Genomic DNA, 24290 nt, shown 5'->3' with positions numbered 1-24290 from the left:
CGGTAGTTCAGTCGGTTAGAATACCGGCCTGTCACGCCGGGGGTCGCGGGTTCGAGTCCCGTCCGCTGCGCCATATTTTCCAGGTCCGATGTGTCGGGCTTGAGATTGAACAGCCAAGGCTGGTCGATCAGATGTTTCAAGACGGGCGAGGGTTTGATCTCGGCCGGTCAAGCGATACGCAGCGGTAGTTCAGTCGGTTAGAATACCGGCCTGTCACGCCGGGGGTCGCGGGTTCGAGTCCCGTCCGCTGCGCCATATCTGCCTCAAGGCCAACTGAACGCCTTGAAGCACAAAGAAAGCCTCTGGCTACTTTGATCCGATAGCAAAGACCCTGGTCGAAAGACCGGGGTTTTTTGTGTCTGCGATTTGTCCCTTGGCTCTGTCTCGGTCAAATAATGTGGGAGCGAGCAAACTCGCTCTCATCATTGAGTTGGCTCAGAACCCCAATTTATCGCGCAAACCGTAATACCAGGCCCCCATCGCCGCAAACGGCGTGCGCAACAATTGCCCGCCCGGGAACGGGTAGTGCGGCAAGTCGGCAAACGCATCAAATCGCTCTGCCTGACCTCTGAGGGCTTCGGCCAGTACCTTGCCCGCCAAATGCGTGTACGTCACGCCATGGCCGCTGCAGCCCTGTGAGTAATAGATGTTGTCGCCCAGGCGCCCCACCTGCGGCAAGCGCGACAGGGTCAGCAGGAAATTGCCGGTCCAGGCGTAGTCGATCTTCACATCCTTGAGCTGCGGGAAGGCCTTGAGCATCTTCGGACGAATGATCGCCTCGATATTCGCCGGGTCGCGCGCGCCATACACCACGCCACCGCCGAAGATCAGGCGCTTGTCGCTGGTGAGGCGATAGTAGTCGAGCAGGTAGTTGCAGTCTTCGACGCAGTAATCCTGCGGCAGCAGCGTTTGCGCCAGTTCGTCGCCCAAGGGTGCCGTGGTGATCACTTGTGTGCCGCAGGGCATGGACTTGGCCGCCAGCTCTGGCACCAGGTTGCCCAGGTAGGCATTGCCCGCGACGATGATGAACTTGGCCCTGACCTTACCTTCGGCGGTGTGCACCACCGGGCTGGCGCCACGTTCGATACGTACCGCTGCCGATTGTTCGTAGATCGTACCGCCCAGGGATTCCACGGCGGCCGCTTCGCCCAGTGCCAGGTTGAGCGGGTGGATATGCCCGCCGCTCATGTCCAGCAAGCCGCCCACATAGTTGTCACAGGCCACCACTTCGCGGATGCGGCGCTCGTCCAGCAGCTCCAGTTGCGTATGGCCGTAGCGCTCCCACAGGCGCTTCTGTGATTCCAGATGGCCCATGTGCTTGCTGTTGAGGGCGGCGAACACGCCACCGTCCTTCAAGTCGCACTGGATCTGATACCTGGCCACCCGCTCGCGAATGATCTTGCCGCCCTCAAACGCCATCTGCCCCAGCAGTTGCGCCTGCTTGGGCCCGACGCTGCGCTCGATCACATCGATATCACGGCTGTAGCTGTTGACGATCTGCCCGCCGTTGCGGCCCGAGGCGCCAAAACCCACCTTGGCGGCCTCCAGCACCGTCACGCGAAAACCGTTCTCCAGCAGGAACAGCGCACTGGAAAGGCCGGTGTAGCCGGCGCCAATCACGCACACATCGGTTTCGACCTCGCCTTGCAGCATCGGGCGAGGAGGAGCGGCATTCGCGGAAGCGGCGTAATACGACTGGGGGTAGGGGGTGTTCGCCATCCTGGAACCTCTGTTTTATATTTTTTACGAGTGAGCCGATCCTACCTGAGTTGAAAATTGCCTGCCAGCCACCCGAAATTCACGGGCGTCCCCCACGCAAATAAAAAATTCGCATATTCATAGGCTTAGCTGCAAAAAAGATGTTGACACCCCTCCGGAATTCCGTAGAATGCCGCCTCACAGCAGGCACGTAGCTCAGTTGGTTAGAGCACCACCTTGACATGGTGGGGGTCGTTGGTTCGAGTCCAATCGCGCCTACCAAACAAAATCCGCTCTGCTGGGCGGTCTAGAAGGGCTCACCGAAAGGTGGGCCCTTTTTTGTTGCCTGGGATTTGGCAATCTCCTGCTTAACCTCGCTTCAGCACACTTTCCCCAGCCTGCCTCGGTAACCGATACACATCCACCAACGCCAACACCCCCAGCACCGCCACGCCGATAAACGCCACTCGGAAATCCGCGACCTGCGCCTGAACCTCATGCCCCTGCACGGTCATGGATGCACGCAACAACAGCGCGGCCACCGTCACACCCATCCCCATCGCCAGCTGGAACGACATGCTGAACAACGCCGACGCTTCGCTCATGCGCGCTTTGGGCACGTCGGCAAAGCCAATCGAGTTGTAGCAGGTGAACTGCATCGAGCGTGACAGGCCGCCCACAAACAACACCGCCGCAATCACGGCAAACGGTGTTTGTGCTGTGAACAAGGCGCAGGCGGCGATCGACACCACACTGATCACCCCATTCACCATCAGCACCTTGCGAAACCCGAAGCGCTGCATGATGGCCGTGGTAAAGGGCTTCATCGCCAGGTTGCCGGCGAATACCGCCAGCACCAACAAGCCCGCGTCCACCGGGGACAAGCCGAAGGCAACCTGGAACAGCAGCGGCAGCAAGAAGGGGACGGCGCTGATGGCCAGGCGGAACATTGAGCCGCCATAGAGGCTGACGCGGAAGGTAGTGATGGACAGCGTTTCCAGCGGCAACAAAGAATCGGAGGAATGTCGGCAATGGTGCACGGCCCACACCGAAAGCACTAAGCCCGCCGCTACCAGCCCGGCGCCGGGGATGAGCATTTCGCCGGCCTGGCTGCCCAGCCATTCCAGCCCACCCAGCAATGCCACGCAGGCACCTGCCAGCAGCAAAAAGCCCTTGGCATCGAACGGGCGCACGCTGGCCTCACGGCCTTCCGGCACCAGCCACAGCGCGGCGGCCAGTGCCACGGCGCCCAGCGGCAGGTTTACGTAGAAAATCCACGGCCACGAGGCATGTGTCACGATCAATCCGCCCGCCAATGGCCCCAGAATCGGTGCCACCAGCCCTGGCCAGGTGATGATCGCGATCATGTTCACCAAGTCTTTTTTGTCGGTATTGCGCAGCACCGCCAAACGCCCTACAGGCACCATCAGCGCGCCACCGATGCCCTGCAGCACGCGGGCAAAGATGAACATTTCAAGGCTCTGGCTCAACCCGCAAAGCAGCGAGGCGAGGGTGAAGACGATGATCGCGCCGGCAAAGACCCGGCGCGCACCAAAGCGATCCGCGACCCAGCTGGACAGCGGGATGAAGATCGCCACGGCGAGAATGTAGGCGGTGATGCCGATGTTCATGTCGACCGGCGTCACCCCGAAGGCCGATGCCATGGTCGGCAGGGCGGTGGCGATCACCGTGGCATCGAGGTTTTCCATGAAGAAGGTCACAGCGACCACCAGGGCTATCAAGCGGGTTTTTACGCTGAGCGGGGTGTCGGGTGTTGTGGAAGAGGTCACCGGTGCAGGCCCTTGTTCAGTGAAGGTCGCTTGGGCCTGACGATACCGGGCGGTCGCCTCAGGCGCTACCGTCAAGAGAAAACTGCAGCAACGCACGTTCAACGACCGCCACCAGCAGTAAATACATGACAAACCCAAATGAAAACACGCGTTTTCGCCGCGAAGGTGTGTAGTCGCTGGACAGCTCAAGCAGCCTGTACAGCACATCGATGAGTCTCCAGATAAATTCGAGGAATTCGCTCACGGTGTCGGTTTACTTGGCCTTGGCATTCTTGATATCGCTGATCATCGGCTTGGCAATCGCCTGCACCGGCTTTTGCGTCATGGACGAGGCAGTGCCTTCCCAGGCGGATGAGGACGTATCGTAGATGCGCGAGCCAATCGGTGCGCGCGCCTGATAAGCAGGCGGCGCGAAAATGCATGAATCCCTTCCGGCCTGTCCACACCTCGCTACCTGCGCATTGTTCAATCACCCACAAAATTTATTGGTTTGCAGCAACAATTTTTCTTGTTGGACACCCCCCGTCCCCAGGCAGCAAAGTTGCCGCCACTGACGCTCGACCTTTCGGGTCAACAATAAAAAACCGAGCCGACTGCACGCCACTTCTTGCTGTGAACCCTTTGTTCACATCCTGCTGTAATGGCGCCGCAGCGCGCACTTAAGGACCTCATCGCCATGCAAACTGTTGTGAACTTATGGCCGTTGATCGGCGTACTTGTGATCGTGGTTGGCTTCGTCTTGCGCTTCAACCCGCTGTTGGTGGTCACCGCCGCCGCTATCGCCACCGGGCTTGCCGCCCATTTTCCGTTGGAAAAAATCCTCGCCACCATGGGCGATGGCTTCCTTCAGACCCGTGCACTGCAGTTGATTCTATTGCTGCCCCTGGCCGTCATCGGCCTGCTGGAGCGCCACGGGTTGCGCCTGCATGCGCAGAACTGGATTGCACGGTTCGAACGCGCCACGGTGGGGCGCTTGTTGATCATCTATCTGTTTGTGCGTGAATCCACGGCCGCCATGGGCTTGACCAGCCTGGGCGGGCACCCGCAGATGGTGCGTCCGTTGCTGGCACCGATGGCCGAGGGCGCTGCGGAAAAACGCTACGGCAAGCTGCCGGACAAGTTGCGTCACAAGGTCTTGGCCATGTGCGCCGCGACGGATAACGTCGGCCTGTTTTTTGGTGAGGACATTTTTGTTGCCTTCGGCGCCATCGCATTGATGCACACTTTCTTGCTCGGTTCCGGAATTGATGTGGAGCCGCTGCACATTGCGGTGTGGGGTATTCCTACGGCGATCTGCGCCTTCATCATTCACGCGATCCGCCTGCATCGGTTTGACCGAAGGCTCACCCGTGAGATGACGCCGGCCGCCACCCCCGTGGAGGCCGCGCAATGATCATTTCCATTCAATACCTGTACTGGCTGGCCGGGGTTCTGCTGCTGATCACGGCGGGCATGATCCTGATGGACCGAGCCCATCCCAAGCGCTGGTCCAGTGCACTGTTCTGGCTGTTGTTCGCCATTCCGTTCCTGGTCGGTGAACGTCTGCCGTCGGTGGTCATCGGTGCAGGCGTAGTGCTGATGGCATTGATCGCTGGCATGGGCGGTGTTGGCCGTGGCACGCATGCCGAGTTGCACGACAAGGCATCCCGCGCGAGTGCCGGTCGCCTGGGTCATAAGCTGTTTATTCCAGCCTTGGCAATTCCGCTGACCACGGTGATCGGCTCGGTATTGCTCAAGCACACCGAGATCGGCGGCGTACCGCTGCTGGACCCGAAAAACACCACCTTCGTCTCCCTCGGTATCGGTTGCCTGATCGCCCTTGGCCTGGCCTGCTGGCTGACCCGCGATACGCCGGTGCAAGCCTTGCGCGAATCGCGCCGACTGACTGAAGCCCTTGGCTGGGCCATGGTGCTGCCGCAAATGCTGGCGATGCTGGGTTTGCTGTTTAACGAAGCTGGGGTCGGCACGGCTGTCGCGCATGTGACCACTACCTATATCAACCTGGACTTCAAGTTGGTGGCGGTGATGGTCTACGTGCTGGGCATGGCCTTGTTCACGGTGATCATGGGCAATGGCTTTGCGGCGTTCCCGGTGATGACCGGCGGTGTCGGCGTGCCGGTGCTGGTGGGTATCTACGGCGGTAATCCGGCGGTGATGGCGGCGATCGGCATGTTCTCCGGCTACTGCGGTACCCTGATGACCCCGATGGCCGCCAACTTCAATATCGTCCCCGCGGCGTTGCTCGAGCTGCCGGACAAGAACGCGGTGATCAAGGCTCAGTTGCCGACTGCGTTGATGATGCTGGTGGTCAATATTGTGCTGCTTTACCTGCTGATGTGAGGCCAGGATGCAAATCGTACTGCTGACGGGGTTCGAACCCTTTGATCAAGACCGGCTGAATCCGTCCTGGGAAGCTGTGCGCCAACTGGATGGCGTGCAATTGGGAAGCGATGTGCAGATTGTTGCGCGTCGACTGCCTTGCGCATTTGCCACGGCTGGCGAGTGCCTGACCCGGCTGATCGACGAGTTGCACCCGGCGATGGTGATCGCTACCGGCTTGGGACCGGGGCGTAGCGATATTTCAGTCGAGCGAGTGGCGATCAATATCAACGATGCACGCATCCCCGATAACCTCGGCGAGCAGCCTATCGACACGGCGGTCGTGGCTGAAGGTCCGGCGGCCTACTTCACGACGCTGCCGATCAAGGCGATGGTCAAGGCCGTGCGCGACGCGGGAATCGCGGCCTCGGTATCGCAGACGGCAGGGACGTTCGTGTGTAATCAAATTTTTTATCTGTTGCAGCATGCGCTCGCAGGGTCTGGGGTACGCAGTGGGTTTATCCACGTGCCGTTGCTGCCGGAGCAGGTGACGGGCTCGCAGCGCCCCTCGATGGCGCTGGATACGATGGTTGCGGGCTTGCAGGCGGCAGTACTGACGGCGTGGCAAGCACCTGTGGATATAAAGGAAGCGGGCGGGCAGGTCAGCTGACCGGGCCGACGCTTCTCACAGTGCAAACAAGTGATTGCCGCTCAGTCGTCCCGTTTCGGAAAGAACAACTCAAAACACGTCACCCCCGCCTCGCTGCTCACGCTGTAACGACCGCTATGCAACTGCATGATGGTCGCCACGATCGACAAGCCCAATCCATTGGACTGCGCCGAACGTTCTCGTGACTCATCCACCCGGTAAAACCGTTCGAACAGCCGCGGCAGGTGCTCGGCGGCGATGGTCTCGCCTTGGTTGCTGACCCTCAGGTGAATGCCCTCGGCGCTGGGCACCGCCCGGATCTCCAACGCAGTACCCGGCGCGCCATATTTGATGGCGTTGGCGCACAGGTTCGCCAGGGCTCTGCGCAGCAGCATCGGCTCCGCCCAGATCACCCCTTCACCTTCGGCATGAATGCTGATGTCCACATCACCCGCCAAACCCTCGAAGTACTCGGCGATACGTTCCACCTCGTCCGCCGCACTGAGTTCCTGGCGCTGGCGAAGGGCGCTGGCCGGGTCGGTGCGGGCCAGGAACAGCATGTTGTCGAGCATCCGCGCCAGGCGTTCAAGTTCTTCGACATTGGATGCCAGCAGTTGCTGATAACTCTCGATGCTGCGGTTCTGTTGCAGGGCGACCTGGGTTTCCCCCAGCAGGTTGTTGATCGGTGTGCGCAACTCGTGCGCCATGTCGGTGGACACCTGGCCCAGTTGGACAAAACCCTTGGCCAGCCGCTCAAGCATGGTGTTGAACGAATCGATCATCGGCAGCAGTTCTTTCGGCGCGCCGTGGCTGTCGAGGCGCTCGGCGAGGTTGCCGACGCCGATGCCTTGGGCGTGCCGCGCCAGGCGGCGCAACGGCAATAACCCACGATGAACCAGCAGGTAACCCACCACGGCCAGTAGGATTGCCGCAATGCTCGCCAGGATATAAACGCTCAAGCGGTAGCTGGCGAGCACGGCGGTGCGCTCGGTCATCAGGCGCCCCGTGGTGACTTGCAGGCTGCCCAGGTCGCCGGAGTCGATGGACGCGGCCAGGGTGGCAAAGGGTACGCCATTGATGCCGGGGAAATGGTGCACGTCGGCGAACGTCAGTTGATGGTTCTTGGGGACGGGCGGCACGGCAGGCAGGTCGATATTGCCGGGGTTGACCGTCAGCAATGGCTTCTGCCCTGGCGCGGTGATGCTCAGCACCGACTCGCGGTTGCCCAGCATGTTCTGGAACAGCTCCGGCTTGGTCTTGATCAAGTCCAGGGTGTTGCTGTCGTTGAGCAGGTTGCGCAATTGATCGATGCGGTAGATCAAGGCCGCGTCGTCACGCATGACCAACTCCCGCTCCAGCTCGCGGTACAGCGCCACGCCGAGTGTCGCCAGCAGGGCGAAGGCGAGCAGGGCGAAGATCAACGCCAGGCGCAGGGTCAGGGAATAATGACGGGGTTTGTTCATGGCTGGGTATCGAAGCGGTAGCCGATGCCACGCACGCTGTGGATCAGCTTGAGCTGGAAGGGATCGTCGATTTTCAAGCGCAGGCGCCGCACGGCCACGTCGACCACGTTGGTGTCGCTGTCAAAATTCATGTCCCACACCCGTGACGCGATCAGTGAACGGGAGAGCACCTGGCCCTGGTGGGTCGCGAACAGATGCAGCAAGGCAAACTCTTTGTTGGTCAGGGTGATGCGGGTGCCAGCGCGGGTGACGCGACGCTTCAGCACGTCGATTTGCAGGTCTGCGATCTGCAACTGTTCCTCTTCCCGGCTCGGCCCGCGGCGGGTCAGGGTGCGCAAGCGTGCCACCAGTTCAGCGAAGGAAAACGGCTTGATCAGGTAGTCATCGGCACCCAGTTCCAGGCCCTTGATGCGGTCGGCGATGTCGTCGCGCGCCGTCAGGAACAGCACGGGCGTATCGGCTTCCTTGCGCAGGCGGCGCAGCACTTCCCAGCCATCCATTTTGGGCATCATCACATCCAGCACGATCACGTCGAACGGCGTTTCCAAGGCCTGGTGCAAGCCGTCCACGCCGTCCCGGGCGAGGCTGACGGAGTAGCCCAGCTCCTGCAGGCCATTGAGCAGGTAATTGCCAGCCTTGGGTTCGTCTTCGACTACGAGAATGTTCATGGGAAGTGCCCTGTCTCAATGCGTGGCGCAAGTGTAGCCCGATCAATTGTCACTGGCGCAACCGATGCCCTGGACCTGATAGTCCAGCACATGTTCGCGGCCCTGGCTGTCCAGGTAGTCGAGGCGCGCGGGGACGATGCCGCACTGGCCGTAGGTGTCGGTGCTCGACAGCACTTTGGCCACGTCCAGGTGTACAAAGAAGCCCGTCTGGTCGTGAATGACCGGTTCGGCAGCCAACACGGAGCCGGTAGCGAGCAAAGCGGTGAAGCCGAGGATGAACAGTTTCATGGCGGTATCTCTCTTAAAGGGTTGGCTGCCAGGTCGTGGCAGTGAGTTCACAGTAACCAGGCGCCCCGAACAGCCAACCAACAGGATGATGACAAGTTTGTAATGCCGTGTTTTCAGGGCTGGCGGCCAGAGGCTTCGAGGATCAGGTCGGTGATTTCCTTGGCGTGGGACACCAACGACAAGTGGCTCGAAGGCAGCTCGATCGTGGTGGCGTTCATGCGCTTGGCGAGGAAGCGCTCCAGGTCCGGGTTGATGGTCTGGTCATTCGCCGACACCGCGTACCAGGACGGCTTGGTGTGCCAGGCGGCATTGACGGTGCGGCCGCTGAACAGGGCCTTGGTGATGGGCTGCTGCACGGCGTACAACGCCAGGGCCTTGGCGTGCGGCACATCGGCAGCGAAGTACTTGAGGAAGGCGTCCTGGCTCAGGGTGAGGTAGCCGTCGTGCTCTTCCACACCGGCCCGCACAGGCATGGTCGGGTACTTGGCCGAAAGGGCGACGAAGTCTTCATTGGCGTCCGGCGCACGTGCGGCGACGTACACCAGGGCACTGACTTTCGGGTTTACTCCGGCGTCGCTCACCACGGTCCCGGCGTAGGAATGGCCGACCAGCACCGTAGGGCCATCTTGTTGGTCCAACACGCGGTTAGTGGCAGCGACATCGTCGGCCACCGAGGTCAGCGGATTCTGTACGGCGGTAACGTGCAGGCCGGCGGCCTGGAGGCGGGTGATCACCTCGGACCAGCTTGAACCGTCGGCCCAGGAACCGTGCACCAGCACGACGTTATTGGCTTTGACTGGCGCGACGGTGGCGGCCATGGCGGTGCCGGTGCCCAGCATCAGCAGGCTGGCGGCGATCAGGCAGAGTTTGCTTGCAGGTTTCATGGGCGGGCCCTTTTCATCAGTAGGAAGCGGCGTCATCCAAGATGGGTGACTGACGACTCCACTGTATGAAGTGAGGGTGCCAACAAGACTTACAGCCTGATTACAAAGCTGTAATGCAATCGAGTTCGGTAGCGTTTACAAGTGCCGAGGCGATCCGTAGATTGCAGTGGGCCGATCATTTGTCTCTGCCCATGAGGAAGCCGCGCAGTGTCCATCCGAGGTTCAGCCGTGTTCAACCGCCGTTACCGTGCCTTTCTGTTCGATATGGATGGGACGTTACTCAACTCCATTGCTGCCGCCGAGCGAGTCTGGAGCCTCTGGGCTGAACGCCATGGCCTGGATGTGCCCGCGTTTTTGAAGACGATTCACGGGGCCCGCGCGATCGATACCATCACGCGCCAGGCACTGCCCGGCGTGGATCCCGAGGTTGAGGCGCAGTGGATTACCGAGGCTGAGGTCAATGACGTCGAGGGTGTTGTCGCGATTCCCGGCGCCGTCACATTTTTGAACAGCCTGCCGGGTGATCAATGGGCGCTGGTCACCTCGGCCCCCAGGGAGCTGGCGTTGCGTCGAATGCAAGCGGCGGGCATTGCGCCACCGGCGGTGCTGGTCACGGCCGAAGACGTTGCCGTCGGCAAGCCGAACCCCGCCTGCTACGTGCTGGGGGCGCAACGCCTGGGCGTACCGGTGCAGGAGTGCCTGGTATTTGAGGATGCGACAGTAGGCATTCGTGCGGGAGAGGCCGCAGGGGCGGATGTGATGGTCGTGACCTCGACGCATCATACGCCGATGGTTACCGAGCATCCTTCGATTGACGGGTACGGGGAGTTAGACGTGCAGCGCGACGCGCAAGGCTTGCTGTACGTGCAGGCCGCGGCGGGCTGACACGAAAAGGCCGAGCCCGTTACCGGTCTCGGCCTTTTCCCGCATTGGCTGGATCGGGCGGCTGCTTGCGGTCATTCCTCATGGCTTGGCGTGAGAGCACCATTTCCCTGAGTATTTCATTGGCCAACAGTGCGATCGCTTCGGCGCCGCGGTAATGCGTGCGCACGATCCCGGTAATTGCAAAATGGTCGGTTTCCGGGCCGCTGATTACGACCGAAAGGGTGCCATCGGCGTGCACTGTACACGTCACCGTGTAGCTGGGCAGGCGGGCTGCCAGTGCCGATTCGATTTGGGATTTACTCAGGGTGTCCATTTGCCTCAGCCCCTTTTACTGATCGTGCACGCCCAAGCATAGGTGCTGTGGCGACGCTGTAAATACCGGCGCTCTGACAGCGAAGACCGGGCATCAGCGTGGCGTTTCTTCAGGTGCCCGCCGGCACAATCTGCGCTGCACGGCTTGCTGGATGGGTTTGAGACAGAACAGGAACAAGTACCCGCAGAGCAACAGCGCCAGGTCCAGCCAGGAGTGCTGGTCGGCAGAGGCCGAGCCTTCGACTTCATACCTCAAGCCGTAGGCAAGCCCGACGAAGACCAGCCCTATCAATAAGGCGATCATCCAGGACCTGTAGGCAAATGGCGGTGCGGTGCTAGGCCTCATCGACGTGCTCCCGAATGCACACGGATGGCGCAGTGTCAGTCAGCAGATTCGGCTATGAATGAAACAACAAGTTCCGGGCGTGAAGACAGTTTCATCTTTCCATGAAGATGAACACATTGGCGACGTCAGTCACGCAACAAAGACAAGAGCAGTCCGAAGGGGTTTTCGCCAGCCGTTACAGTGAACGAAAGGGCTGGCTACTGAGGGTGCTTCAAGGCGTCTGGTTTTTGTCCGGGGCAGTCAAGCCAGCCTGGATGCGCTGGTAGATCTCCTCGCGATGCACGGCAACGTCCTTGGGTGCGTTGATGCCGATTCGTACTTGCTGGCCGCTGACGCCCAGGATGGTGATCGTGATGTCATCACCGATGTTTATGCTTTCACCAACTTTGCGGGTGAGTATAAGCATGGACTTCTCCTTGATTACTTTTAAGGACACATGTTTCAGACAGGGCAGGTGTCGGATGTGTGTAGCTTACTGCTAAGCGCTTCCCTGTGACTGCCTCTTTTAGGACGCATAGAGGCGACATTAATTCCCATGGCGGCATCATACAGGTCTGCGATACATGATTCGCATTGTTTAAGCCAACGTTTATGACGGCCAGAATAGACAGTGAATGATAAAGTCGCCTCTTTATCTTCGAAGGAGCAGGGCAGTGCGTAAAGTAGCGATGGCAATTGCGGTGTTGGCATTGGCCGGTTGCGGTGAAGGCAGAAGCGTCGATGCGCCCAGGACCAAGCCTGCCGCGAACGAAAGCCAGCCCCAGACCGGCGCGATTGCTGCCCAGGAATGGGATGTGCGGGTAGGCCCGCCGGACCACAAGTTGCAGGCGATCACCGACCTTACGGCCTGGTTGCTGGAACATGGTTTCAATTTTTATATCGTGAAGGTGGACGGCAAGGACGAAGTACTGCTGGGCCCGTTTGCCACCAAGGCGGAGGCGGAGGCCAAGCAGACGCTACTTAACGAGAAGATGGCCCGCGCCAAGAAAACCGACACGGTGTCAGAGGTCATTGAGCACAAAACCGTGCAGTAAGTGCCTGGTCGGGCGCAAGTCTCGCCCCTGTTCAACCGCAGGCTTTGAGATTCACCGGGCCTACAAACTCATTGCCGCGCCCCATCACACACGCCACGGTCTGGTTGCGCTGGCGCTCCCAGGCCTGCACTGGATAGGTCTTGTTCCAGGCTTCGTACAATTGGCGATCCTGTTTGGACAGTCGCAAGCCGTATTGCTTGCTCATATAGAAATAGGTTCGGGCGATCATCCCCCGAATTGACGGTCGCGGCATGACCTTCTTGGCCTTGAAGTCCACCTGGGTCAGGCATGAACCGTACTGCCCGCTTTGCACTGGCAGCCAGCCGAAACTGAAGTTATTTCGGTCACCGTTGACCTCGCCGATGCTCGGTACCAGGTTATGCAGGTCCGCCTCGGCACGCTTGAACACGTCATCGTGGCGCGTGCAGTTCTTGCGCCCACCATCTTGCCAGCATTGGCGCTGATGCCCGATCTGCCAGGCTGGAACAATGTGCTCCCATTCGATGCGCGCAGCGCGGTTGGCATTTTTGCGCGGGATGTAGCCACAGGCTTTCAGGTCAACGCGGTTGCCGGTGTATTTGCAGCCGCAATAAAACTCGGTGGATTGCGGGGCGTACAGCTTCCAGGCGACTTTCTTGGCTTCGCTGAACGTGCGGGGTGCCTGGGCCTGGGCGGTGATGGCAAAAAACAGGCAGCACACAGCGATAAAACGGACGCTCATTGAATCAATCTTCCTTCGGTACAACCCAGAAAATCTGCACACCGCCGTCGTCTCGATAGGCGAGGGTGACGTTGTCGTTCTCAGCGATTTCTTCCAGCAAACGCGCCCATTCATCCTCAGGTTCATCCGGCAAACGGAAGATCAACGCCGCCTTGGCTTTCTGCGCGTTGGTCGAGTTGATGATCTTTTGCACACGGATGGCCAGGCGTTCGTAGGCATCGGGCGGAGTTGGTTCTGCGGAAGAGGACTTTGCCACGGAGTATTCCTTAATAAGCTGTACGCACATACAGTATTTAACTGTAGGCAATTTCGCAACTGCTTAAACTTAAAGAAGTTCGTCCGACGGCAATTCAGGCAATTTCATGTAGGGCGGGAGAGGAGGAGTGTAGGAGCGAGGACGGCGCCTCGCTCCTGCATTGAACGACCAGGAATCAGTATTCCCAGAAAATTCGTTGCAGCTCTTTGCTGTCCTGGGTCTTGGTCATGGCGACCATCGCCAGGATGCGGGCTTTCTGTGGGTTCAGGTCAAGTGCGGCCACCCAGTCGTATTTGTCGTCAGGCTGTTCGGCGTTGCGCAGCACCATGCCACCAGCGTTTACGTGGGAAGAGCGAATGATCTGTACACCTTGCTTGCGCAGTTCCACCAGGGCAGGCACGACTTTGGAGGATACAGAGCCGTTGCCGGTGCCAGCGTGGATGATAGCTTTGGCACCCGCTTGAGCCAGGGCCTTGTAGGCGGTGTCGCTCACGTTGCCATAGCCATAGGCGATCTCGACATCAGGCAGGCTCTTGATGTTCTTGATATCGAATTCCGAATCCAGGGTATGACGCTTGGCTGGCAGGCGGAACCAGTAGGATTTGCCCTCAACCACCATGCCCAGTGGGCCCCACGGGCTCTTGAATGCTTCGGTCTTGATATTGATCATCTTGCTGACGTCGCGACCCGACTGGATCTCGTCGTTCATGGTCACCAGCACGCCTTTGCCGCGTGCATCCTTGCTGCCTGCCACGGCCACGGCGTTGTACAGGTTGAGCATGCCGTCGGCCGACATGGCAGTACCTGGGCGCATGGAGCCGACCACCACGATGGGCTTATCGGTCTTTTCCACCAGGTTCAGGAAGTAGGCGGTTTCTTCCAGGGTGTCGGTACCGTGAGTGATCACGATGCCGTCCACGTCCTTGCTGTCAGCCAGTTCGGCGACGCGGCGACCCAGTTGCAGCAGGTTTTCATTGTTGATGCTTTCGGACGCAATTTGCATCACTTGCTCGCCACGCACATTGGCGATCTGGCTAAGCTCAGGAACGCCGGCGATCAGTTGTTCGATGCCGACTTTGGCCGCCTGGTAGGTGGCACTGTTGGCCGCGCTGGCGCCGGCGCCGGCAATGGTGCCGCCGGTAGCGAGGATTACCACGTTGGACAGTTTGGTCTTGGTTTCAGCTTCCTTTGCCTGGGCGGCAACGGGGAACAGCAGCAGGAGGGCTAACGCGCCCGGAACAAAAGTCTTCAGTGCAGATTTCATTATTTTTCTCTCTGGTTTTTGATGAGTGCTGTAGCAGGTTCATCTAGAACACCCGGGCGGTTCTGAATACCCGAGGTGATGGGGGTAGAGCACGATCTGTACCAGGCTGATTGTGATTGCGGATATAAAATAACGTATTGATTTATAACAAGTTATACTGAGTATCTGCCCCAGGACGTCATTTCGGCGTCCGGCTTTCCGAACATCTGGCCTGTAGCGCGTTCGGTTGTCCGAAGACGCTGGCGACCGGGCGTTGGATTTGCACGAGCGACGCGGCAAAGCCTGTCGTTTCAGAGAACGACTGGGAGAGGGCAATGTTTAATGGATCACCCTGCCTGGCGAGAGGGGGGCGCTGGGAGGACGTAGATGAAAGGCTGTTTTCACCCGTTGACAAATCTCGACAAGGTTCTCATAGTTTGAATAACGCAAACGTTTGCGAGATGTTTCACGGAACACGCCTTGAGTACCGTGAAAGCTCGTATCAGCCACCCGGGTGGGAAGGCTGCCGAAGCACACTTCGGTGCAAGCGTTGCTCACAATAATCATAAGATCGGAGTGAACCCATGAAGCTGCCATTCGCTGGACGTCTTCTTGCTGTCGCTGTGCTTGCCGCCGCATCCGCTGCCCTGCCTCTCTCCTCTGCATTTGCCGATGACGCCGCCAAACCCAAAGTCGGCCTGGTCATGAAATCCCTCGCCAATGAATTCTTCGTCACCATGCAAGAAGGTGCCAAGACGTATCAGAAAGAGCACGCCGCCGATTTCGACATGATCACCAACGGGATCAAGAACGAAACCGATACCAGCGCGCAGATCGATATCGTCAACCAGATGATCCTCGCCAAGGTCAACGCCATCGTGATCGCTCCCGCCGACTCCAAGGCTCTGGTCACCGTGCTGAAGAAAGCCTCGGATGCCGGCATCAAGGTCGTCAATATCGATAACCGCCTGGACCCGGACGTGCTCAAAAGCAAAAACCTCGACATCCCGTTCGTAGGCCCGGACAACCGCAAAGGCTCCAAGCTGGTGGGCGACTACCTGGCCAAGCAACTGGCGTCGGGTGACAAGGTCGGCATCATCGAAGGTGTACCGACGACCACCAACGCCCAGCAGCGTACCGCAGGCTACAAGGATGCGATGGATGCTGCCGGGATGAAGATCGTTTCCACCCAATCCGGCAACTGGGAAATCGACCAGGGCCAGAAAGTGGCGTCTGCCATGTTGAGCGAGTACCCGGACCTCAAGGCCCTGTTGGCCGGCAACGACAACATGGCCCTGGGCGCTGTCTCCGCCGTGCGTGCGGCAGGCAAGGCCGGCAAGGTACTGGTCGTGGGCTACGACAACATCGAGGCCATCAAGCCGATGCTGCAGGACGGCCGTGTACTGGCGACCGCTGACCAGGCTGCTGCCCAGCAAGCCGTGTTCGGTATCCAGAATGCGCTCAAGCTGGTCAAGGGTGAGAAAGTCGATGCCAAGGACGGCGTGATCGAAACCCCGGTCGAACTCGTCCTCAAGAAGTAATCCTGGCAGCACCCAACAGCGCCCGCTCGTCCTGAGCGGGCGCCTGGAGATTTTCCTATGTCATCTTCCGCCCCGAACGCTGTCCTCTCGGTCAGCGGTATCGGCAAGACCTATGCCCAACCGGTTCTGTCCGACATCACCCTGACGCTCAATCGCGGGGAAGTGCTGGCGCTGACCGGTGAGAACGGCGCAGGCAAAAGTACCTTGTCGAAGATCATCGGCGGGCTGGTCACACCGACCACCGGGCACATGCAGTTCAATGGCCAGGATTTCCGCCCGGGCAGTCGCACACAGGCCGAAGAACTGGGCGTGCGCATGGTCATGCAGGAGCTCAATCTGCTGCCGACGCTGACCGTCGCCGAAAACCTGTTCCTGGATAACCTGCCCAGCCACTGTGGCTGGATCAGTCGCAAGCAACTGCGCAAGGCCGCGATAGAGGCCATGGCGCAGGTCGGGCTGGACGCCATCGACCCCGATACGCTGGTTGGCAGCCTGGGCATTGGCCATCAGCAGATGGTCGAGATCGCCCGCAACCTGATTGGCGATTGTCACGTACTGATCCTCGATGAACCCACGGCCATGCTTACCGCACGTGAAGTCGAGATGCTGTTCGAGCAAATCACCCGCCTGCAGGCTCGGGGCGTGGCGATCATTTATATTTCGCACCGGCTGGAAGAGTTGGCCCGTGTTGCCCAGCGCATTGCGGTATTGCGCGACGGCAAGCTGGTCTGCGTCGAGCCGATGGCCAATTACAACAGTGAGCAACTGGTCACCTTGATGGTCGGTCGCGAACTGGGCGAGCACATCGACCTGGGGCCTCGCACCATCGGTGGTCCGGCCCTGACGGTCAAAGGCCTGACGCGCTCGGACAAGGTCCGTGACGTGTCCTTCGAAGTACGCGCGGGTGAGATCTATGGCATCTCCGGCCTTATCGGCGCCGGTCGCACCGAGTTGTTGCGGCTGATCTTCGGCGCCGACCTGGCGGACAGCGGCACCGTCGCGCTTGGCTCGCCGGCCCAAGTGGTGAGCATTCGCTCGCCCGTGGATGCGGTGGGCCATGGAATCGCGCTGATCACCGAAGACCGCAAGGGCGAAGGCCTGCTGCTGACCCAGTCCATCAGCGCCAACATCGCCTTGGGCAACATGCCGGAAATTTCCGGCGGTGGCGTGGTCAACAGTCGCGACGAAACGGCCTTGGCCAAGCGTCAGATCGATGCCATGCGCATCCGCAGTTCCAGTCCGGCGCAGTTGGTTTCCGAGTTGTCCGGCGGCAACCAGCAGAAGGTGGTGATTGGCCGCTGGCTCGAGCGCGACTGCTCGGTGATGCTGTTCGATGAACCGACCCGTGGCATCGACGTCGGTGCCAAATTCGATATTTATGCCTTGCTGGGCGAATTGACCCGCCAGGGCAAAGCGCTGGTGGTGGTGTCCAGTGATTTGCGTGAACTCATGCTGATCTGCGACCGCATCGGCGTGTTGTCCGCCGGACGCCTGATCGAGACGTTCGAGCGCGACAGCTGGACCCAGGACGAATTGCTCGCCGCCGCCTTCGCCGGCTATCAGAAACGTGATGCGCTGCTCAACGACGCAGTGCTTAGGGATACCCCATGAAAACCACAACTTCCCCCGGCAAGACTGGCGGTAACTTCTACGGCCTGGGCACCTACCTGGGCCTGGCCGGTGCTTTGCTGGCGATGATTGCACTGTTCTCGGTGCTCAGCGATCACTTCCTGTCCTATGACACCTTCAGCACCCTGGCCAACCAGATTCCGGACTTGATGGTGCTTGCGGTGGGCATGACCTTCATCCTCATCATCGGCGGTATTGACCTGTCGGTCGGGTCAGTGCTGGCGCTGGCGGCGTCGGCGGTCAGCGTGGCGATTCTCGGCTGGGGCTGGAGCGTGTTGCCAGCCGCCGTGCTGGGCATGGGCTGCGCGGCATTGGCCGGCACCATCACCGGCTCGATCACCGTGGCCTGGCGCATTCCGTCATTTATCGTGTCCCTCGGCGTGCTGGAAATGGCCCGTGGCGTGGCGTACCAGATGACCGGCTCGCGCACCGCTTACATCGGTGATTCGTTTGCCTGGCTGTCCAACCCGATTGCCTTTGGTATCTCGCCGTCATTCATCATTGCCTTGCTCGTGATCATCGTCGCGCAGTTGGTCTTGACCCGTACGGTGTTTGGTCGCTACCTGATCGGTATCGGCACCAACGAAGAGGCGGTGCGCCTGGCGGGGATCAATCCCAAGCCTTACAAGATCCTGGTGTTCAGCCTCATGGGCCTGCTGGCCGGTGTGGCCGCGCTGTTCCAGATTTCTCGCCTGGAAGCGGCGGACCCGAACGCCGGGTCTGGCCTGGAATTGCAAGTGATCGCGGCGGTGGTGATTGGCGGCACTAGCTTGATGGGTGGGCGCGGCTCGGTGATCAGTACCTTTTTTGGTGTGTTGATTATTTCGGTATTGGCGGCTGGCCTGGCGCAGATCGGTGCAACGGAACCTACGAAACGCATCATCACCGGTGCCGTGATCGTGATTGCCGTGGTCCTCGATACCTACCGCAGCCAGCGCGCCAGTCGGCGAGGCTGAACCATGGCAACGATCAAGGATGTGGCAGCGCTTGCAGGTATTTCCTACACCACCGTGTCCCATGTGGTGAACAAGACGCGTCCGGTCAGTGAGCCGGTACGTATCAAGGTCGAAGCGGCGATCAAGCAGCTCGACTACGTGCCCAGCGCCGTCGCACGTTCGCTCAAGGCCAAGACCACGGCCACCATCGGTCTGCTGGTGCCCAACAGCCTCAACCCGTATTTTGCGGAGTTGGCCCGTGGCATCGAGGATTACTGCGAGCGTAACGGTTACTGCGTGATCCTTTGCAACTCCGACGATAACGCTGAGAAGCAACGCAGCTATTTGCGCGTGTTGCTGGAGAAGCGTATCGACGGCTTGATCGTGACCTCGGTGGGCGGCGACGACAGTGGCCTGGCCGCCGGGTTGAGCGCAGTGCGTACGCCCATGGTGATTGTCGACCGCGCGCTGGATGGCATTGACGTGGACCTGGTGCGTATCGATCATGAGGAGGGTGCCTACTTGGCGACCCGGCACTTGCTCGAGCTAGGGCACCGCGACATCGCTTGCATCGGCGGCCCTGCCCATACCCGTGTCGCGCAAATGCGCCTGGCGGGGTATCACCGTGCGCTGCGAGAGGCCGGTGTGGAAGTGGTGGCCAATCGCACGCGCGAAAGCGACTTCACCAGCACCGGCGGGTATGCCGCCACCGTGCAGTTACTGGCGAACAATCCTCCCAGCGCCATTTTTGCCAGCAACGACATGATTGGCTTCGGTGTGTTGCGCGCAGCGGCAGAGCGCAATATCCGCGTGCCGGGCGAGCTGTCGGTGATTGGTTTCGATGATATTCAAATGGGCCGTTACGTCTACCCGGCGTTGACCACGGTCGGGCAGTCGATCCTGCAACTGGGCGAGACGGCGGCCGAACTTTTACTGCGAAGAATTGCGACACCCCAACTGCCGATCGATCAACGCATCGTGACGCCAAGCATCGTGTTGCGTGAGTCGACGGCGCCTGTCGCCGGTACGTTCGCCCAATACCGCTGAACCGAATTGACGAGTACTGATGTATGCCAGCAAAAGTAGTGGTAGTAGGCAGCTTGAATATGGACCTGGTGACCCGCGCCAGCCGGTTGCCGCGCGCCGGTGAGACCTTGATTGGCCAGACGTTCTCCACCGTGCCTGGCGGCAAGGGTGCCAACCAGGCGGTAGCCTCGGCACGCCTGGGGGCCGATGTCTCGATGATTGGCTGTGTCGGTACCGATGCCTACGGCACCCAACTGCGTGAAGCGTTGCGCGTGGAGGGCATCGACTGCCAGGCCGTCAGCACCGTGGACGGCTCCAGTGGCGTGGCATTGATAGTGGTCGATGACAGCAGCCAGAACGCGATCGTGATTGTGGCGGGCAGTAATGGCGAACTGACGCCAGCCTCGTTGCAGGCTTTCGACTCGGTGCTGCAAGCGGCCGACGTGATCGTCTGCCAGCTTGAAGTGCCGATGAATACCGTGGGTTATGCCCTCAAGCGCGGTCGTGAGCTGGGCAAGACGGTGATCCTCAACCCGGCCCCTGCCAGCGCTCCGTTACCCGCGGAGTGGTACGCCTCCATCGACTACCTGATTCCTAATGAAAGCGAAGCCGGCGCACTGAGCGGTGTGACGGTCGACTCCATTGACAGTGCCAAGGCGGCGGCGACCCAATTGATCCAGGCCGGCGCCGGCAAAGTCATCATCACCCTGGGGTCCCAGGGCGCGCTGTTTACTGACGGCCAGGGCTTCGAACACTTGCTGGCACCGAAAGTCAGGGCGGTCGACACCACGGCAGCGGGCGACACCTTTGTGGGTGGTTTTGCGGCGGCACTGGCCAATGGCAAAAGCGAGGCCGAGGCCATCCGTTTTGGCCAGGTCGCTGCGGCATTGTCGGTGACACGCGCCGGTGCGCAACCCTCCATTCCAACGCTGCACGACGTACAAGGTTTTGTCCCCTCATGAAAAAGACACCCCTGCTCAATATCGCCCTGTCGCGTGTCATCGCGTCCCTGGGGCATGGTGACATCCTGGTGATCGGCGACGCTGGCCTGCCGGTTCCGCCGGGCGTCGAGCTGATTGACCTGGCGTTGACCCAGGGCATCCCGGACTTCGTCAGTACCTTGCGTATCGTGCTCAGTGAGATGCAGGTGGAGCGTCACGTGCTGGCGGAAGAAATCCTGCTCAAGCAGCCACCGGCGCTGGTCGAACTCAATACGCTCACAGAACAGGCAGCGCTCGGTGAGCGTCGCCTGGTCAGCCACGAAGAATTCAAGCAACTCAGCCACAAGGCGCGCGCCGTGGTGCGCACCGGTGAGTGTCAGCCGTACTGCAATATCGCGCTGGTGTCCGGCGTAACGTTTTAGAATTCCCAACGACAAGGAGTGTTTTTATGCAACGCGGTCTCCCAATCCTGAAAAACCTGTTCCGGAGTGTTTTGCTTTTGTCCGCACTCACTGCTGCAAGCGCCCAGGCGGCGGAAAAAATTGACCTGATCATCGACACCGACCCAGGCGCCGATGATGTGGTGGCATTGCTGTTTGCAATGGCCTCCCCGGATGAGCTGAACATTCGTGCGCTGACCACCGTCGCCGGCAACGTGCGCCTGGACAAGACCTCCCGCAACGCCCGCCTGGCCCGTGAGTGGGCAGGGCGCGAGGACATCCCGGTGTATGCCGGTGCGCCAGCGCCACTGCTGCGCACGCCTATCTACGCCGAGAACATCCACGGCAAGGAAGGTATTTCCGGCGTCACCGTACATGAACCCAAAAAGGGCCTGGCTGACGGCAATGCCGTTGATTACCTGATCAAGACCTTGAGCACCGCCAAGCCTCATAGCATCACCATCGCCATGCTCGGTCCGCAGACCAACCTGGCGCTGGCACTGACCCAGGCCCCGGAAATCACCCAGGGCATCAAGGAAGTGGTGGTGATGGGCGGCGCGCACTTCAACGGCGGCAATATCACGCCGGTGGCGGAGTTCAACCTGTTCGCGGACCCGGTTGCGGCCGAGATCGTGCTCAAGAGTGGCGTCAAGCTGACTTACCTGCCGTTGGACGTGACCCACAAGGTGCTGACCAGCGAAGCGCGCCTGAAAAAGATTGCCGACATCAAGAACAACGCGAGCAAGGTCGTGGGCGATATTCTCAATGAGTACGTCAAGGGCGACATGGAGCACTACGGCATTCCAGGCGGCCCGGTGCATGACGCTACCGTCGTTGCTTACCTGCTCAAGCCTTCGCTGTTCAGCGGCCGTGACGTCAACGTGGTCGTGGACAGCCGTGAAGGCCCTACCTTCGGCCAGACCATCGTCGACTGGTACGACGGCCTGAAGCACCCCAAGAACGCGTTCTGGGTGGAGAACGGTGATGCCCAGGGCTTCTTTGACCTGCTGACCGAACGCCTGGCGCGTCTGAAGTAATGTGTTGACCGGTCGGCGTTCGCTGGCCGGTTCTTATGCGCGCTCGGGGTTGTGTGCCCCCATGTGGTCGGCCGGGTATTTCTCGAATATCTGGCCGATGAACGCTTGCGCCGCTCGTGTACCCAGTTCCTTGACCAACAGGTCGATACCGATGATTGCCAATTCCTCGGGGCTTCCGGGGCTGTAGGAGCTCTGTCCCTGTGGCCATTTGGCTTTGATGTCGGCTTGGAGCGTTACGGTGGTCATGACTGTCTCGCGGGGCTGAAAGTACTGGGCAATGCGCTGGAACGCGGTTCTTACCGGGCCAGTTAACCATTTTGCATCGTCTTTGGCACTGATACTTAGGCATGAGGCGATTCGGAATGACGGCGTCGCTGTGCGACACTGTCTGCCTGTTTAATTGCCGGGGAACACCGCGTGCAGATCGACTTGAACAACCCCGAGAACCTGACGCTGGCGAATGTGCGCCTGCTTCTCGCCAGTGCCAGTGACGACGAACATGCCCAGTTGCGGGTAACCAAGGCCGGCATTGCCTACATCTCCTCAGGGAAGGTCGTAGGCGGTGTGGAGATCGACGGGCTGCTGTTTCGCCTGGAGACCTGGGCCAAGGGTTCCGGATACGTAGGCAATGTGGCCGCCAGCGATGAAGTCTGGGTGACGCAGATCTTCAATGCATTGAAGGAAAACTGGCCAAAGCCGGCGTTCGACTACATCGACATCTACTGAGCATATTCATATCTGGTCACGATTGATCGGGCGAATGCCCGTCGAGAGTCAGGCAGACTTGCCCTGCGGCGGTTTACGTCTTGAAACCAATCCGCCCAATCGCTGTCGCACGATCTCTGTCCATTTTTTATCATAGGAGGCTTCATGCCTTGGAAGCTCGCATCATTCGGTACTTTGTTGGCAGCACTCGCGTTGGCGGGTTGCAGCACCCCGGGTGCCTCTGAGCCAGCCAAAGACGCCGCCGTGGCCGATGCCGGTCATAGCCGCTGTGAGTCGAAGGCCGCCGAGTTCACTATCGGCCAGAAAGCTTCGCCCCAGTTGCTGGAACAGGCGCGTACCCGTGCCGGTGCGCAGAACGCACGCATCCTCAAGCCTAACGATATGATCACCCTGGAATACCGCTCCGACCGCCTGAACCTGAACACCGATGACAACCTGGTGATCACGCGGGTCAATTGCGGCTGAGCCTTTAAAAGGCTTTTGCAGCGCCCACAAAAAACCCCGTCACATGGACGGGGTTTTTTTAGCTCAGCGGAGAATTACTCGCCGCGAACTTGTGCAGCTTGCATACCCTTTTGGCCTTTCTCAGCCACGAAGGAAACGGTTTGGCCTTCTTTCAGGCTTTTGAAACCGTCGCTTTCGATAGCTTTGAAGTGTACGAACAGGTCGTCACCGCCACCTTGAGGAGTGATGAAGCCGAAGCCTTTTTCATCGTTGAACCATTTAACGGTGCCGGTTTGGCGATTAGACATGGTGTATCTCCAAGAAACATATATTTTCAGTAGTGCTGTGCTGCTCAGGCCAACTGGGCACACTGGGCTATCATAGTCGAAATGTTCGGCTTGGGAGCCCCCCCAAGGCATTGTTTGCTAATCAATAGCGTTGCGTTTGCTACCAGGTTCGGCTGAAAGCCCCGATCTACGGGGCTTTGGCTCGAAATATCAACTGGTAAAAAAAGCCGTAAAAGCTGTGTAATTTGTGAGAAATGGCAGTTTTCGGGCCGTTTTAACCGTAAAAAAGCCGTGTGATCAGTGGCAAATCTTACTTTTTCTTCACGACTTTGCAGGACGAAATCGCCGCGACTGCTTTGTTTTTAAGCTCCGGGCTGGCGTTCTGGTTGGTCATGAGTTCTTTGATTTCCGCGGTGCTCAATTCGGCGTTGATCTTGTCGGCGCCACATTCGCAGTGGGCTTTGGCAGTTTTGACGTCTACGTTCTGGCTGGCAGCTGCGCTGCAATCGCTGACGAAGCTGTCGCGAGCACCGGCTGGCCAGTTTGACGGGGCTGCCGCCTGCGCGCCGAGGGAAAGGAGGGTCAGGGAAGCGGCGAGAGCGAGGGTAGAGGTTAAACGCATCATGAGGATGCTCCTTTGGGTCGAGGACGAACGGCGATTCTCAGTGGGTTTGAGGCATTGCGTACAGCTCAAGTTCACTTTTGCAGCTATAAAGGCCGGAATTTGT

The 24290-nt window shown here is 59.7% G+C and carries 31 protein-coding genes and 2 tRNA genes; 16 read left to right on the top strand and 17 right to left on the bottom strand.

The genetic code is table 11. From position 1 onward, the window contains the following. Positions 1–178: 178 nt before the first annotated feature. Positions 179–255, top strand: a tRNA-Asp gene (locus CQ002_RS23450). Positions 256–435: 180 nt separating this feature from the next. Here the strand turns inward: CQ002_RS23450 and CQ002_RS23445 are convergent. Further along, positions 436–1719, bottom strand: coding sequence for an FAD-binding oxidoreductase (locus CQ002_RS23445; protein WP_098466989.1), 1284 nt, complete (start codon positions 1717–1719; stop codon positions 436–438). Between the two features lie 184 nt (positions 1720–1903). On the opposite strand from CQ002_RS23445, the gene CQ002_RS23440 reads away from it, so the two are divergent. Next, a tRNA-Val gene (locus CQ002_RS23440) sits at positions 1904–1980 on the top strand. 86 nt (positions 1981–2066) lie between these two features. Here CQ002_RS23440 and CQ002_RS23435 read toward each other — a convergent pair. Genes CQ002_RS23435 through CQ002_RS23425 form a run of 3 tightly spaced genes read right to left on the bottom strand, consistent with a single transcriptional unit; the run spans position 2067 to position 3957 of the window. Next, positions 2067–3488, bottom strand: coding sequence for an MFS transporter (locus CQ002_RS23435; protein ID WP_105162578.1), 1422 nt, complete (start codon positions 3486–3488; stop codon positions 2067–2069). A 58-nt stretch (positions 3489–3546) separates the two neighbouring features. Further along, positions 3547–3732, bottom strand: a complete 186-nt coding sequence (locus CQ002_RS23430) for a hypothetical protein (RefSeq protein WP_105162577.1) — start codon at positions 3730–3732, stop codon at positions 3547–3549. Between the two features lie 9 nt (positions 3733–3741). Further along, positions 3742–3957: a hypothetical protein gene (locus CQ002_RS23425; protein ID WP_105162576.1), complete on the bottom strand. Its 216-nt coding sequence runs from the start codon at positions 3955–3957 to the stop codon at positions 3742–3744. Positions 3958–4164: 207 nt separating this feature from the next. On the opposite strand from CQ002_RS23425, the gene CQ002_RS23420 reads away from it, so the two are divergent. From CQ002_RS23420 to pcp, 3 genes are read left to right on the top strand one after another with little or no spacing between them, the layout of a single operon-like run. Beyond that, positions 4165–4881 carry a DUF969 domain-containing protein gene (locus CQ002_RS23420; protein WP_033901741.1) on the top strand — a complete coding sequence of 239 codons (717 nt, stop codon included), beginning with the start codon at positions 4165–4167 and terminating at the stop codon, positions 4879–4881. After that, positions 4878–5828, top strand: coding sequence for a DUF979 domain-containing protein (locus tag CQ002_RS23415; protein ID WP_105162575.1), 951 nt, complete (start codon positions 4878–4880; stop codon positions 5826–5828). Before CQ002_RS23420 ends, CQ002_RS23415 begins: the two co-directional genes overlap by 4 nt. Positions 5829–5835: 7 nt before the next feature. Continuing rightward, positions 5836–6477 carry a pyroglutamyl-peptidase I gene (gene pcp / locus CQ002_RS23410; protein WP_105162574.1) on the top strand — a complete coding sequence of 214 codons (642 nt, stop codon included), beginning with the start codon at positions 5836–5838 and terminating at the stop codon, positions 6475–6477. 41 nt (positions 6478–6518) lie between these two features. Here the strand turns inward: pcp and CQ002_RS23405 are convergent, their stop codons facing one another. From CQ002_RS23405 to CQ002_RS23390, 4 genes are all read right to left on the bottom strand, one after another. Next, positions 6519–7919: a heavy metal sensor histidine kinase gene (locus tag CQ002_RS23405; RefSeq protein WP_105162573.1), complete on the bottom strand. Its 1401-nt coding sequence runs from the start codon at positions 7917–7919 to the stop codon at positions 6519–6521. Further along, entirely contained in the window at positions 7916–8587 is a 672-nt protein-coding gene (locus CQ002_RS23400) for a heavy metal response regulator transcription factor (RefSeq protein WP_034107559.1), read from the bottom strand. The genes CQ002_RS23405 and CQ002_RS23400 overlap by 4 nt, the downstream gene beginning before the upstream one ends. Positions 8588–8629: 42 nt before the next feature. Further along, positions 8630–8875 (bottom strand): DUF2790 domain-containing protein, encoded by a 246-nt coding sequence (locus CQ002_RS23395; RefSeq protein ID WP_034107557.1) that lies wholly within the window; start codon positions 8873–8875, stop codon positions 8630–8632. Between the two features lie 113 nt (positions 8876–8988). After that, entirely contained in the window at positions 8989–9759 is a 771-nt protein-coding gene (locus CQ002_RS23390) for an alpha/beta fold hydrolase (RefSeq protein WP_098466984.1), read from the bottom strand. 207 nt (positions 9760–9966) lie between these two features. Here CQ002_RS23390 and CQ002_RS23385 point away from each other — a divergent pair, with 207 nt between their 5' ends. Next, positions 9967–10644 (top strand): HAD family hydrolase, encoded by a 678-nt coding sequence (locus CQ002_RS23385; protein ID WP_034107553.1) that lies wholly within the window; start codon positions 9967–9969, stop codon positions 10642–10644. Positions 10645–10663: 19 nt separating this feature from the next. Here CQ002_RS23385 and CQ002_RS23380 read toward each other — a convergent pair whose 3' ends face one another. The 3 genes from CQ002_RS23380 to csrA form a co-directional block, all read right to left on the bottom strand. Further along, the gene (locus CQ002_RS23380) at positions 10664–10957 is read right to left on the bottom strand and encodes a hypothetical protein (RefSeq protein WP_105162572.1); all 294 of its coding nucleotides are present in this window, start codon (positions 10955–10957) and stop codon (positions 10664–10666) included. A 93-nt stretch (positions 10958–11050) separates the two neighbouring features. Further along, positions 11051–11302, bottom strand: coding sequence for a hypothetical protein (locus tag CQ002_RS23375; RefSeq protein WP_098466981.1), 252 nt, complete (start codon positions 11300–11302; stop codon positions 11051–11053). Between the two features lie 211 nt (positions 11303–11513). Continuing rightward, positions 11514–11708 (bottom strand): carbon storage regulator CsrA, encoded by a 195-nt coding sequence (gene csrA, locus CQ002_RS23370; RefSeq protein ID WP_003192511.1) that lies wholly within the window; start codon positions 11706–11708, stop codon positions 11514–11516. Positions 11709–11970: 262 nt separating this feature from the next. On the opposite strand from csrA, the gene CQ002_RS23365 reads away from it, so the two are divergent. After that, positions 11971–12336, top strand: coding sequence for an SPOR domain-containing protein (locus CQ002_RS23365; protein ID WP_105162571.1), 366 nt, complete (start codon positions 11971–11973; stop codon positions 12334–12336). A gap of 31 nt (positions 12337–12367) precedes the next feature. On the opposite strand, the gene CQ002_RS23360 is transcribed toward CQ002_RS23365, so the two are convergent. The 3 genes from CQ002_RS23360 to CQ002_RS23350 form a co-directional block, all read right to left on the bottom strand. Continuing rightward, a complete protein-coding gene (locus CQ002_RS23360; protein ID WP_034107545.1) occupies positions 12368–13057 on the bottom strand; it encodes an endonuclease in 690 nt (229 codons plus the stop codon). A 4-nt stretch (positions 13058–13061) separates the two neighbouring features. Further along, the gene (locus tag CQ002_RS23355; RefSeq protein WP_174555860.1) at positions 13062–13313 is read right to left on the bottom strand and encodes a DUF1654 domain-containing protein; all 252 of its coding nucleotides are present in this window, start codon (positions 13311–13313) and stop codon (positions 13062–13064) included. Between the two features lie 175 nt (positions 13314–13488). After that, positions 13489–14577 (bottom strand): asparaginase, encoded by a 1089-nt coding sequence (locus tag CQ002_RS23350; protein WP_034107540.1) that lies wholly within the window; start codon positions 14575–14577, stop codon positions 13489–13491. Between the two features lie 563 nt (positions 14578–15140). Between CQ002_RS23350 and CQ002_RS23345 the strand changes: the two genes are divergently transcribed. From CQ002_RS23345 to CQ002_RS23315, 7 genes are read left to right on the top strand one after another with little or no spacing between them, the layout of a single operon-like run. Continuing rightward, positions 15141–16097 carry a sugar ABC transporter substrate-binding protein gene (locus CQ002_RS23345; protein WP_034107538.1) on the top strand — a complete coding sequence of 319 codons (957 nt, stop codon included), beginning with the start codon at positions 15141–15143 and terminating at the stop codon, positions 16095–16097. A 57-nt stretch (positions 16098–16154) separates the two neighbouring features. After that, positions 16155–17708 carry a sugar ABC transporter ATP-binding protein gene (locus CQ002_RS23340; RefSeq protein ID WP_010209105.1) on the top strand — a complete coding sequence of 518 codons (1554 nt, stop codon included), beginning with the start codon at positions 16155–16157 and terminating at the stop codon, positions 17706–17708. Then, positions 17705–18682 carry an ABC transporter permease gene (locus CQ002_RS23335; protein ID WP_034107535.1) on the top strand — a complete coding sequence of 326 codons (978 nt, stop codon included), beginning with the start codon at positions 17705–17707 and terminating at the stop codon, positions 18680–18682. Before CQ002_RS23340 ends, CQ002_RS23335 begins: the two co-directional genes overlap by 4 nt. A gap of 3 nt (positions 18683–18685) precedes the next feature. After that, on the top strand, positions 18686–19708 hold the full coding sequence (locus CQ002_RS23330) for a LacI family DNA-binding transcriptional regulator (protein WP_105162570.1): 1023 nt from the start codon (positions 18686–18688) through the stop codon (positions 19706–19708). A gap of 23 nt (positions 19709–19731) precedes the next feature. Then, positions 19732–20649 (top strand): ribokinase, encoded by a 918-nt coding sequence (gene rbsK, locus CQ002_RS23325; RefSeq protein WP_069077809.1) that lies wholly within the window; start codon positions 19732–19734, stop codon positions 20647–20649. Next, entirely contained in the window at positions 20646–21050 is a 405-nt protein-coding gene (gene rbsD, locus CQ002_RS23320; RefSeq protein ID WP_034107529.1) for a D-ribose pyranase, read from the top strand. Before rbsK ends, rbsD begins: the two co-directional genes overlap by 4 nt. Before the next feature lie 26 nt (positions 21051–21076). Then, complete coding sequence (locus tag CQ002_RS23315; RefSeq protein ID WP_034107527.1) at positions 21077–22105, top strand: nucleoside hydrolase; 1029 nt, start codon at positions 21077–21079, stop codon at positions 22103–22105. Between the two features lie 33 nt (positions 22106–22138). Here CQ002_RS23315 and CQ002_RS23310 read toward each other — a convergent pair whose 3' ends face one another. Continuing rightward, complete coding sequence (locus CQ002_RS23310) at positions 22139–22351, bottom strand: hypothetical protein (RefSeq protein WP_034107525.1); 213 nt, start codon at positions 22349–22351, stop codon at positions 22139–22141. A gap of 171 nt (positions 22352–22522) precedes the next feature. On the opposite strand from CQ002_RS23310, the gene CQ002_RS23305 reads away from it, so the two are divergent. Then, the gene (locus tag CQ002_RS23305; RefSeq protein ID WP_034107523.1) at positions 22523–22831 is read left to right on the top strand and encodes a hypothetical protein; all 309 of its coding nucleotides are present in this window, start codon (positions 22523–22525) and stop codon (positions 22829–22831) included. A gap of 144 nt (positions 22832–22975) precedes the next feature. Then, entirely contained in the window at positions 22976–23296 is a 321-nt protein-coding gene (locus CQ002_RS23300) for an I78 family peptidase inhibitor (RefSeq protein ID WP_025857833.1), read from the top strand. 74 nt (positions 23297–23370) lie between these two features. Here CQ002_RS23300 and CQ002_RS23295 read toward each other — a convergent pair whose 3' ends face one another. Together CQ002_RS23295 and CQ002_RS23290 are read right to left on the bottom strand one after the other, a co-directional pair. Next, a complete protein-coding gene (locus CQ002_RS23295; RefSeq protein ID WP_003234260.1) occupies positions 23371–23583 on the bottom strand; it encodes a cold-shock protein in 213 nt (70 codons plus the stop codon). A gap of 289 nt (positions 23584–23872) precedes the next feature. Then, positions 23873–24187 carry a hypothetical protein gene (locus tag CQ002_RS23290; protein ID WP_105162569.1) on the bottom strand — a complete coding sequence of 105 codons (315 nt, stop codon included), beginning with the start codon at positions 24185–24187 and terminating at the stop codon, positions 23873–23875. Positions 24188–24290 lie beyond the last annotated feature (103 nt).

The organism is Pseudomonas sp. MYb13 (assembly GCF_002980075.1).
GTDB lineage: Bacteria > Pseudomonadota > Gammaproteobacteria > Pseudomonadales > Pseudomonadaceae > Aquipseudomonas > Aquipseudomonas lurida.
This window is presented reverse-complemented; position numbering and strand designations above follow the sequence as displayed.

Bases quoted from the DNA above. Each gene is read 5' to 3' on its own strand.
- CQ002_RS23445 (WP_098466989.1), bottom strand. From the start codon at position 1,719: ATGGCGAACACCCCCTACCCCCAGTCGTATTACGCCGCTTCCGCGAAT.
- CQ002_RS23420 (WP_033901741.1), top strand. From the start codon at position 4,165: ATGCAAACTGTTGTGAACTTATGGCCGTTGATCGGCGTACTTGTGATC.
- CQ002_RS23415 (WP_105162575.1), top strand. From the start codon at position 4,878: ATGATCATTTCCATTCAATACCTGTACTGGCTGGCCGGGGTTCTGCTG.
- pcp (WP_105162574.1), top strand. From the start codon at position 5,836: ATGCAAATCGTACTGCTGACGGGGTTCGAACCCTTTGATCAAGACCGG.
- CQ002_RS23405 (WP_105162573.1), bottom strand. From the start codon at position 7,919: ATGAACAAACCCCGTCATTATTCCCTGACCCTGCGCCTGGCGTTGATC.
- CQ002_RS23400 (WP_034107559.1), bottom strand. From the start codon at position 8,587: ATGAACATTCTCGTAGTCGAAGACGAACCCAAGGCTGGCAATTACCTG.
- CQ002_RS23395 (WP_034107557.1), bottom strand. From the start codon at position 8,875: ATGAAACTGTTCATCCTCGGCTTCACCGCTTTGCTCGCTACCGGCTCC.
- CQ002_RS23390 (WP_098466984.1), bottom strand. From the start codon at position 9,759: ATGAAACCTGCAAGCAAACTCTGCCTGATCGCCGCCAGCCTGCTGATG.
- CQ002_RS23380 (WP_105162572.1), bottom strand. From the start codon at position 10,957: ATGGACACCCTGAGTAAATCCCAAATCGAATCGGCACTGGCAGCCCGC.
- CQ002_RS23375 (WP_098466981.1), bottom strand. From the start codon at position 11,302: ATGAGGCCTAGCACCGCACCGCCATTTGCCTACAGGTCCTGGATGATC.
- csrA (WP_003192511.1), bottom strand. From the start codon at position 11,708: ATGCTTATACTCACCCGCAAAGTTGGTGAAAGCATAAACATCGGTGAT.
- CQ002_RS23365 (WP_105162571.1), top strand. From the start codon at position 11,971: ATGGCAATTGCGGTGTTGGCATTGGCCGGTTGCGGTGAAGGCAGAAGC.
- CQ002_RS23360 (WP_034107545.1), bottom strand. From the start codon at position 13,057: ATGAGCGTCCGTTTTATCGCTGTGTGCTGCCTGTTTTTTGCCATCACC.
- CQ002_RS23350 (WP_034107540.1), bottom strand. From the start codon at position 14,577: ATGAAATCTGCACTGAAGACTTTTGTTCCGGGCGCGTTAGCCCTCCTG.
- CQ002_RS23345 (WP_034107538.1), top strand. From the start codon at position 15,141: ATGAAGCTGCCATTCGCTGGACGTCTTCTTGCTGTCGCTGTGCTTGCC.
- CQ002_RS23340 (WP_010209105.1), top strand. From the start codon at position 16,155: ATGTCATCTTCCGCCCCGAACGCTGTCCTCTCGGTCAGCGGTATCGGC.
- CQ002_RS23335 (WP_034107535.1), top strand. From the start codon at position 17,705: ATGAAAACCACAACTTCCCCCGGCAAGACTGGCGGTAACTTCTACGGC.
- CQ002_RS23330 (WP_105162570.1), top strand. From the start codon at position 18,686: ATGGCAACGATCAAGGATGTGGCAGCGCTTGCAGGTATTTCCTACACC.
- rbsK (WP_069077809.1), top strand. From the start codon at position 19,732: ATGCCAGCAAAAGTAGTGGTAGTAGGCAGCTTGAATATGGACCTGGTG.
- rbsD (WP_034107529.1), top strand. From the start codon at position 20,646: ATGAAAAAGACACCCCTGCTCAATATCGCCCTGTCGCGTGTCATCGCG.
- CQ002_RS23315 (WP_034107527.1), top strand. From the start codon at position 21,077: ATGCAACGCGGTCTCCCAATCCTGAAAAACCTGTTCCGGAGTGTTTTG.
- CQ002_RS23310 (WP_034107525.1), bottom strand. From the start codon at position 22,351: ATGACCACCGTAACGCTCCAAGCCGACATCAAAGCCAAATGGCCACAG.
- CQ002_RS23300 (WP_025857833.1), top strand. From the start codon at position 22,976: ATGCCTTGGAAGCTCGCATCATTCGGTACTTTGTTGGCAGCACTCGCG.
- CQ002_RS23295 (WP_003234260.1), bottom strand. From the start codon at position 23,583: ATGTCTAATCGCCAAACCGGCACCGTTAAATGGTTCAACGATGAAAAA.
- CQ002_RS23290 (WP_105162569.1), bottom strand. From the start codon at position 24,187: ATGATGCGTTTAACCTCTACCCTCGCTCTCGCCGCTTCCCTGACCCTC.